The following is a 9758-nucleotide window of genomic DNA, read 5'->3' as shown; positions in this document are numbered from 1 at the left end:
CTCCCAATGTGCTGACATGAGGCGACTTATGGCTGGACGTGACCGAATAGATATGCGTCATTTGCAGGAACACCTTTCCATACAAAGAGGTATTACTCGTGATGTATGGGCATCTAATACAGGGCTTTTGCAGATGGCTTACTTGATAGTTGAAGAGTCAAAGAGGATTTTGGATGGAAAGGACTCTCACGCAGAAGGAAAAATCTTCTTACTCAACTTGAATACTCTTAAAAGTTCATGGCATTCCTTTCTTTCAAACCCATTATGTTCGGTTTGTGGTGGACTTCCCGACGATTCAGCAAGTAGTGCACAAATTACTCTTCAACCAAGTCCCAAGACCAGCATTGACAGTTACCGATGCCGTTCTTTAGACGAATTAGAAAAATTCTTAGTAAATGACTATCTGGATTCTAAGGCTGGCTTTTTAAATGGGAAGATGTATGACCTCTTGCCACCTTTTGCCGATGTAGGTGTGAATCTGCCTTTGATGCACGGCGATGAGGGAGTAGCTGGGCGGACTCATTCATACGCTGTAAGTGAATTGACTGCGATATTAGAAGGCTTAGAGCGGTACTGTGGTCTTTCTCCACGTGGTAAAAGAACTGTCATTAATGATAGTTTCCGCAATTTAGAAGGAAAGGCACTAAATCCTCTCACAGTAGGTATCCATGAAGCGGACAAATATTCTCAACCTGGTTTTCCATTTAAACCGTTTGATCCAGATAGACCCATGAATTGGGTATGGGGCTATTCGTTCTTGCAGGAACGCCCGATTCTTGTTCCAGAGTTGCTTGCCTATTACAGCTTAGGTGATGGGGAAGGATTTGTTTACGAAACTTCAAACGGATGTGCTTTAGGCGGAAGTTTAGAAGAAGCTATTTTCTATGGAATAATGGAAGTAGTGGAACGGGATTCATTCTTGGTGACTTGGTACGCTCAAATGTCACTTCCTCAATTAGACCCATATTCAACTAATGATCGAGAATTGGAGTTAATGATAGAACGTATACGTACAGTTGCAGGGTATGAAATATTATTGTTCAATTCGACGATGGAACACGGAATTCCGAGTGTATGGGCATTGGCAAAAAACAGAAAAAACGTAGGATTAAATGTTATTTGTGCTGCAGGAGCGCATCCTGACCCGGTACGGGCAGTAAAAAGCGCAATTCATGAATTGGCTGGTATGATGCTCACGCTTGACGATAAATTCGAGGGGAACAAGGGAGAGTTTATTCAAATGTTACAGGATTCTTCCCTTGTCCAGAAAATGGATGATCATGGCATGCTATATGGATTACCGGAAGCAGAAGAGCGTCTAAATTTTTTGCTGCATGAAAATCGTTCATTGCGAACGTTTGCCGAGGAATTCAAGTTGAAGACGCCTCATTCAGACCTTACCGAAGATCTTAAAGAAATACTTCAGGAGTTTCGTCGCTTGAAACTCGATGTAATTGTCGTGGATCAGTCGACATCGGAAACTCTACGAAATGGACTTCACTGTGTAAAAGTATTAATTCCAGGGATGTTGCCGATGACATTCGGACACCATCTTACCCGTATAACTGGACTTGAGAGGGTATTAAGGGTACCGATGGAACTCGGTTATGAGAATCAACCTCTTACACTTGAACAGCTTAATCCACATCCACACCCGTTTCCATAAGAATGACTAGGAGGTATAGGATGAGTCTGGATGAATTTCTGAACAACTTACATTTTGATATTGATAAAGTAAGCCCACCAGATCGGGTAGTCGATTGGGAAGACTCACCTTTGACCTATAAACTATACCGTGGCTTGCATGATTTTCCGTTGTCTTTAGATGTGCCATTAAAGCTAGATGAACAGGATGTCCCCAGCAAACCTAATTTTAGCAGACTGGGGCATTTTCTTTGGTATGTATTTGGACTTAGTCAAATAAGCCAATCAGTCATAACAATGGATCAAGACGTTGATTTAATGCAGTCGTACAGGCGGTATGCCCCTTCCGGCGGAGCGTTATATCCAAACGAATTATACGTTTATCTTAAGTTGGAGGATTTGCCTTTTGGCGTATACCATTATGATGTCGCACACCACCGATTGGTGTTACTGCGAGAGGGTAATTTTGATTTATATATCAACCAAGCACTTGGTAATCGCATTGATTTGTCTACATGTTTTGGTACTGTTTTTATATCAACAATGTTTTGGAAAAATTTTTTTAAATACAACAACTTTTCCTACCGTTTACAAGGGTTGGATACGGGTGTTCTAATTGGACAGTTACTCGAAGTAGCAAAACGGTTTGGCTTTGAAACAGGGGTGTACTTCCAATTTCTAGATAGGGCAATCAACCATTTACTCGGGCTTTCCGAGAAAGAAGAAAGCGTATATGCGGTAATCCCACTCACTGTAGAAGCAACAAACTGGAATATGCATCAGAGTGATAGATATGGGAATATTAATTCCGTAGAATTGTCTAGTAAGCTGAATGAAATGAAGGATAATAATTACTATTTACGATCAGAGAGGATACAAGAGTATCCAATTTTAACAAAGTTGAATGAAGAGTCTTTTATTGAATCAACGGAAACAATTAGTAAGATTTGGCCAAAAAAGAGAAGAATTTTTGAAGGTCATAAAGTAACTCTTCCTCTAGTGAATCGTTTATCGTACGACCTTGCATCGGTCTTGCAAAAGCGTTTTTCACCGGACATGGATTTCACTATGGGAAAGGTAAATCAACTGGAACTAGCTAGTTTATTACAAGAGGCAACAGCTTCATTCTCGTATCGAAATGATTTGGACAGTGAACTAAAGGAGCATAGGTCCCGTATCTCACTGTACGGCTGTTTTCATAATGTAGAAGGGATTCCAGATGCTGCTTATTTTTATGATAGTATTACTCATTCGTTACGACAGATAGAACCTGGAGACCATCGACTTAATCTTCAATACGGAATGTCTGCAGATAATGTAAATTTGATTCAAGTACCATTATGCTTTCACGTGGCAGGAGAAAAGGAGCATTACAAAACTTCACTTGGCCGAAGAGGTTACCGAATCCAACAAATGGAAGCAGGTATGCTGGTGCAGAGACTACTTTTAGCTGCATCAGCGATTGGGTGGGGAGGACATCCACTTCTTGGATTTAGTGCGAACGTATCTGATAAAATTTACAAGATGGATTCACATAATAAAACAAGTCTAATTCAAGTACCAATCGGTCCTTATCGACCTCGTCCGTGGTTAAGGGGTAGTTTGCGTTGCTAAAACAAGTTAATAGGTTAGAAGAGCAAAGAGAAGATTTCTTCTTTGCTTTTTTTGATTGAAACAAAGCGACTTATTTGTAAAATTATAAAGAGAAAAGTTAGAGGGGACAACTTCACAATAAAGGAGGAATCTAGTCAATTACATATCATTGACCGCTAACAACATGCTACATTTTGCTAACTAAATATAATAATTCGTAGAAAATCCAGTTTAAAGATGTTACACATAGGGCAAGCAAAATGTTGATTTTAAGCGGTTTGTTTCTACTATGGTTAATATATTACAGTTTGAAACTATATGGCATACATAGAATAAATAAACTTAAATAATTTGTACAAATGAGGAAATTATTACTGAGATGGGGTCTTATCTTATCTTCAATTAAGTCATAAACATTCGGACGCGATTGTTGAAAAACAAAATCCTAATTCCTCGTTTAAAGAAGGTGGAATTAGGATATTTAAGATAAGAAGCGCAATAGCGCGCTTCTTTTCGATAGAGGTTTGGGTTTGTTTCAATTTCAATGATACAGATTAGACTCGATCAGTATCCAGTGCTCACGAATGAAGTACCAACGATGATTAGTAGGATGAAGAGTACAACAATCAATACAAATTCTGAACCCATACCCATTCCGTATCCGCCGCCGCTCATAGACACACCTCCTTTTTCAAAGATAACATAGTCTATGCATCAACAATATAACCCGACATGGACAAGTGTGGAATTTGTCCTCAAAAGGTTTACACCTTGAATGAGATACTCACCTTTTCCTTCAAAGCAAGTAATGCTCAGTCTTTGACTCAAAAAATTCAGCCTGGCCATTATAGTGGACTTCATAATGAGAGTCTTCCAACTTTTTTAATCGGATAACTCCAATCCCTAATCTTTCTCCAATTGGCTTAATAAATAAACTAGAGTATTTCCCTCTCCTTATGTTCAGAATACAAATCCGTCATAGGAACGTGATTTTTAGTTCGGGATGATTGTGAAACTGACGATAAGGAATTTTTAAATTGATTTCCAAAATAAATAAAGGCAGATTACCTATTACACTTTTGCAGAAAGCAAATACAATAAAATAGGTAAAATATAAATATTCAATTTAAGGAGTTAAAAGGTTTATCCCCTCCTTCCAAGCCATTTTGCTTAGATTTGGGCGGTCATGACAAACAATACAAGGAGGTTAAAATATTGCAGGTGCATAAAATTATTAGAAGCAAGATGAAAAAAACAATACCTTTGTTGCAGGATCCAATCCTCTCTCGTCATGTCCCGGAAACCCATTGGTTTTCTACTGAGAGTCTTAAGACAATGGTGCAATCCCATCCTCAAGTTTATATCAAACCAAATATAGGCAGAAAAGGTTCGGGGATTAGCCGGGTCAAGCGGATCAGCAACTCTGAATATGAGCTATCCTATGAAAATATTACTAAGCGAGTCTCTTTCACCGAACTTGTAAAGGATTTAACGGGGAGATTTAGTACTGGGAAGTCTTATCTTGTACAGCAGGGAATAGACTTAGCTACTTTTAACGATGGCCCTTTTCATATTCGGGTGGTTATGCAAAAGGTAAAGAATTGCTGGCGGCCTTCTCTCATGTCCGGCGTTGTGGCGAAGAAGAAAGATGCTGTAGTCACTAATATAGCAAGGGGAAATTTTGATTTGTCTTTGGAAGAAGTCTTGCAAAAAAACGATCAAAAATTGAATCCAATGAATACAGTCCGAGAATTGACTGATCTATCCCACCAAATCGTACATGTTTTGGGGTCAAGTTTTCCGTTGCTAGTGATTGGTTTAGACATGGGAATTGATAAGCAAGGAAAGGTTTGGTTTATCGAGGCGAACACCAATCCGGACTCAAAGGGTCTCGATAAAGTAAATGACAAAGTATCGTACCAAAAATATCTTGATGCTAAAAAGTGGATTCGTGAGAACGAAGAACGTGTGTGATTTTACTGGGAAAAATGATATAGGTAGGTGATTTTATGCCGATTGGAAGGCATCAAGTAAAAAGTAAGTCAACGGTCGCATATGTTCTTCAGTGTCATCCAGAAACCAACATTTATCTTCCTGCTACAGAGATCCTTTCTGAAAGAACATTATCGGATATGATCCGAAAATATAAAAAGTTATATCTAAAGCCTGATCGAGGCAGAAAATCTAGGGGGGTTATAAGAGTCGAACAGGCAGGCTCAAGTTCCTATTTTCTTCGTAGAAGTAATGAAGTGAAACAACAAGAATTTGATCGTTTCACTTCATTATGGTCAGAAGTACAGAAGTTAACTTCGGGTAGTCGTTACATCGTTCAACAGGGAATAAATAGTACAACAAAGGATTCCCGATATTTTGACCTGAGGTGTCATGCCCTTCGTGTACATGGAAAGTGGATAGTCGGTGGGATTTGTGCCAGGGTAGGTGCACCTGGAAATATTGTCACAACTTCTCACATTGGAGGAACCCCAACACCATTGGAGACATTATTTACACAACAACTTGATTATAATGAAGTGGAGAAGACACGAGTGATAGAAAGACTTCATGATTGCATTCTAAAAACAGTAAAAGTGGTGAGTCCTATCTATCCTAAAAACTGGGAGTTTGCTGTTGATATTGGGCTGGACAAGGAGAAGCAGGTCTGGATTTATGAAGTAAACAATGAACCCCTCATTCGAGGTAATTTCGGGCTTCTTCCTGACAAGACTTTATATAACAGAATTAAATCTCTGCGGGAAATAGCTAAGTAAAAAAACTCGTCTAGAATCCGAATTCGGAATTTTATAAAAAATGGTAAGCCACTCTATTTAGAGATAGTGGCTATTAATTTAGGCTATTCAGAAACAAATTATCTATGAATGGGTGAATGTCGTTTCTTTGTGTTTCTTACAGCCATACCATACCTTATATAGAATATCAGGGAGATGACGGAACTAATGGTGCCTTTAAAACGTCCCCTTGTGGGTACTTTTATTAATAATTCAGTGATTAGAAAATTGAACAAACAGAATTATGAATTCAGCAGCTACAATAGACTTCTAGAATTGGCTAAAGCAAGTGTTGAGGCAGGTGTTACCCTATTTTTCTTCTCAATTAAAGACTTTGATTTTAAGAAAAATGTTATTTTAGGTACTAGTTTTGATAAAGATTCAAACCAATGGAAGCAAGATTATTTCCCTTTACCTGACGTTCTCTACAATCGACGTGCAGGTGGCAGATCAAGCAAATTTATCACAAAACGTATTGAAGATATTCTTGATAAACATCAAGTAATAAAGTTTAATTCCCAATCCTACTTCAACAAATGGGAGGTTTATCGAGATCTGAGTCAAATAAAAGAGGTTAGGAAATATCTCCCATATTCGGTTTTGTATCAAGATGAAAGAGATTTGCGAAAGTTTTTACAAAATAATAATGAAGCTTATTTAAAAGGAGTGCGTGGTGGACGGGGGAGATGGATTTTCCGAATCCGTAAGAAGCAACAAGGGAAATTCGAGTATAGTTACTATGTGGATAAAATGGTTAGAGGTCAAGCAGAATCTTGGAATGATTTGGTTAAAGAAATTAACAAGTTTTTTGGAAAAAGGGAATTTATCATCCAGAAAGGGATCAATTTAATTAATATCAATGACAGTAAAGTTGATTTTCGGGCAGAATTACAAAGAGATGGAGAAGGAAAGATTAATATTATTGGAGTTTGTGCAAGAATTGGAAAAAGGCAATCTCCTATTACCATTCATTCATCAGCATATCCTATAGAAATATTTTTGAAAAAAGTACTGAATTATCCTGACATTACAGTAAAGGAATTAATGGAAAGGGTTCATCAATTTCTTTTTACCATTTATGAATCCTTGGAAAAGGTGTATGGGACATTTGGTGAAATAGGAATCGATTTTGGAATTGATCAAGCTGGAGAGATATGGTTTATTGAGCCGAATTCTAAATCAGCAAAAGTCTCCCTTATGAAAGCCTACGATAAAGAGACATTTCATCAAGCTTTCCTTAATCCTCTATTATTCTCCAAATATTTATATATGCAAAAAAGAACTTCGTCCGATAAAGGTTGGGGGGGAATGTGGGGTCCGGTCTCGAGGCAATTCGGTCGTGGCTGGACTAAAGATGAAAGATAAGATGAGAGTTTAATTTTATCCAGGAGGTTTTTTAAACATGCAAAATCCCAAATATATAACAAATATAAATAAAATACAAGAATTGAGTGAGGAGGAAAAAAGAGTACTTGAAACCGTTACTAATAAGTTTGTTTTTCGTATAAATGAATATTATTTAAATCTTATTGACTGGTCTGATCCAGAAGACCCACTTCGCAAGTTGGTGATTCCGTCCTCTGAGGAATTATTGGAATACGGCAGATGGGACGCATCTGATGAGGATACAAACTATGCTGTAAAAGGCTGCCAACATAAATACTCTACTACTGCTCTACTTTTGGTTTCTGAAGTTTGTGGAGCCTACTGCAGATATTGTTTTCGTAAGAGGTTGTTTCGTTCAGATGTAAAAGAGGCTATGTCCGATGTAACCGATGGGATTGAATACATCAGAAAAACACCCGAAATTAATAATGTTCTTCTTACAGGGGGAGATCCTCTAATACTAGGCACCCCAAAATTGCGATGGATTCTTGAAGAATTACGTAATATTGACCATGTACAAATTATCAGGATTGGCTCCAAAATACCTGTATTTAATCCTATGCGGATCTACGAAGACGAAGAACTATTGGCTTTATTGAAAGAGCACTCTACTGTTAACAAAAAAATATATGTCATGGCCCATATTAATCATCCACGAGAAATGACATCTCAGGCACTTAGAGCAATTGAAGCTCTACAAGAAGCAGGAGTAATCGTTGTCAATCAAACTCCAGTACTGAAGGGAATTAACGATGATCCAACTGTTCTAGGCGAGTTGTTAGATAAACTATCTTGGGCAGGAGTTACTCCTTATTATTTTTTTGTGAATCGGCCTGTAGCAGGAAACGCTTCATTTGTTCTGCCATTGGAACAAGTATACCGTATTGTTGAGGAAGCGAAGGCTAAAACCTCCGGCCTCGGAAAACGGGTCAAATTAGTTATGAGTCATACTTCTGGTAAAATTGAAATTCTTGCAATCGAGAATGGGAAGGCCTACCTTAAATATCACCAATCACGTGATGGCGACTATGGAAATTTCATGATTCTTGACTGTCCATCTACAGCATCTTGGTTTGATGATTTACCAAATAATGAACAATATTGGAAAAAACCAACAAAGAAGACTGATGATGTGATTTCTGTGAATGAGATGCCTCCTTTGCCTCAGAAAAAACGCCCTTCTACTAACTAAACCTATGTATCTATTATGTCTATTCCATTTAACAAGTCCACATGGGAAATAATTATCATTCAAAGATCCGACCGTTTTCCTTCATTCCAGAAGTGGAAATAATTTTTAAAAAAGGAGAACAATTGAGTTGTTTTTCAGAAATATTCTGTGAATGTAGTGCCCAAATCATTCTTTCTTTAAAAATCGATACAAAAGAGGCTTGTGGTGGATATGTCCGTACAGGCCTTTTCTATCTAATAAATTTCATTTACATGCTCGGCCTAAGAGCAGTCGATCATGAATGTTTTTCCACATGAGAATTTCTGAAAAACTATTTAATACATAAAAATACTCTGTAGTCCAAATTCGCCTAACAGTAAATTCTGACAAAAAATCTTAAAATAGTGAAGCTCCAATGAGAACCACCTTTTCCATTTATCTAATTCGTATAATTTGGTTAAAAAATAAGGTGGTTCCTTCTAAGTATAAATCCGTATCTAAAGAAAACCGCTCTTTCCAAAGTACGGTGAACAGTACCATAAGTAATGAGTTTTTTTAGTAACTAGCAACTGCACCTTTCCTACTCGTAAGGGTAGGTGCTGTTGCTTATTTGTTTGATTAGATGAAGGGAGTAGTTAGTTAGCTCTCTATTTTCTCTATTTGATAAATAAGTGATATCATCATAATATAAGGAGGGCTATGAGAATGGATACGATAATTTTTGATGTCGATGATACACTATATGATCAAGCACAATCTTTTCATAAAACGGTAAGGAAGCTTTTTCAAGAGCCATTTTCAGACGAAGAAATCGATCAATTATATAAAGCAAGTCGTAAGTATAGCGAGATTTTATTTGATCAAAGTGAAGCAGGTGAAATATCCCAATTTGAATGGCAAACCGGACGAATCATGGCTGCCTGTAAGGATTTTAACATCCCTATAGATACGGAAAAAGCGGCTATTTTTCATGAAACGTATGTAACCGAACAAAAATACATTACCTTGTTTCCGGAAATCGAAGAACTACTAAATGTACTTTACAAAGAAGGGAAACAGCTTGGGATTCTTACAAATGGTGAAGAAAAACATCAAGAAATGAAAATTAAACAGCTCAGCCTTAGTCGGTGGATTCCGGCAGAGATGACGTTTATTTCTGGTACGATTGGTCATGCAAA

At 37.6% G+C, this 9758-nt stretch carries 8 protein-coding genes; 7 read left to right on the top strand and 1 reads right to left on the bottom strand.

From position 1 onward, the window contains the following. A partial coding sequence (locus V7147_RS22385) for a TOMM precursor leader peptide-binding protein (protein WP_335370013.1) occupies positions 1–1666 on the top strand: 1666 nt, incomplete at its 5' end. Between the two features lie 20 nt (positions 1667–1686). Beyond that, positions 1687–3258, top strand: coding sequence for a SagB family peptide dehydrogenase (locus tag V7147_RS22380; RefSeq protein ID WP_335370012.1), 1572 nt, complete (start codon positions 1687–1689; stop codon positions 3256–3258). A gap of 543 nt (positions 3259–3801) precedes the next feature. On the opposite strand, the gene V7147_RS22375 is transcribed toward V7147_RS22380, so the two are convergent. Beyond that, entirely contained in the window at positions 3802–3912 is a 111-nt protein-coding gene (locus V7147_RS22375; RefSeq protein WP_335370011.1) for a YjcZ family sporulation protein, read from the bottom strand. Between the two features lie 546 nt (positions 3913–4458). On the opposite strand from V7147_RS22375, the gene V7147_RS22370 reads away from it, so the two are divergent. The 5 genes from V7147_RS22370 to V7147_RS22350 all read left to right on the top strand — a co-directional run. Continuing rightward, the gene (locus tag V7147_RS22370) at positions 4459–5211 is read left to right on the top strand and encodes a YheC/YheD family protein (RefSeq protein ID WP_335370014.1); all 753 of its coding nucleotides are present in this window, start codon (positions 4459–4461) and stop codon (positions 5209–5211) included. A gap of 35 nt (positions 5212–5246) precedes the next feature. Beyond that, positions 5247–6005, top strand: coding sequence for a YheC/YheD family protein (locus tag V7147_RS22365; RefSeq protein WP_335370010.1), 759 nt, complete (start codon positions 5247–5249; stop codon positions 6003–6005). A gap of 186 nt (positions 6006–6191) precedes the next feature. Beyond that, positions 6192–7388: a YheC/YheD family endospore coat-associated protein gene (locus tag V7147_RS22360; protein ID WP_335370009.1), complete on the top strand. Its 1197-nt coding sequence runs from the start codon at positions 6192–6194 to the stop codon at positions 7386–7388. Positions 7389–7425: 37 nt separating this feature from the next. After that, positions 7426–8601, top strand: a complete 1176-nt coding sequence (locus tag V7147_RS22355; protein WP_335370008.1) for a KamA family radical SAM protein — start codon at positions 7426–7428, stop codon at positions 8599–8601. A 684-nt stretch (positions 8602–9285) separates the two neighbouring features. Beyond that, positions 9286–9758: HAD family hydrolase (locus V7147_RS22350; RefSeq protein WP_335370007.1), on the top strand; the 473-nt coding region annotated here is incomplete at its 3' end.

Origin of the sequence: Bacillus sp. JJ1521 (assembly GCF_036965165.1) — a bacterium.
GTDB lineage: Bacteria > Bacillota > Bacilli > Bacillales > Bacillaceae_L > Ferdinandcohnia.
The sequence above is the reverse complement of the archived record's forward strand: the minus strand, read 5'-3'. Positions and strand labels throughout refer to the sequence as shown.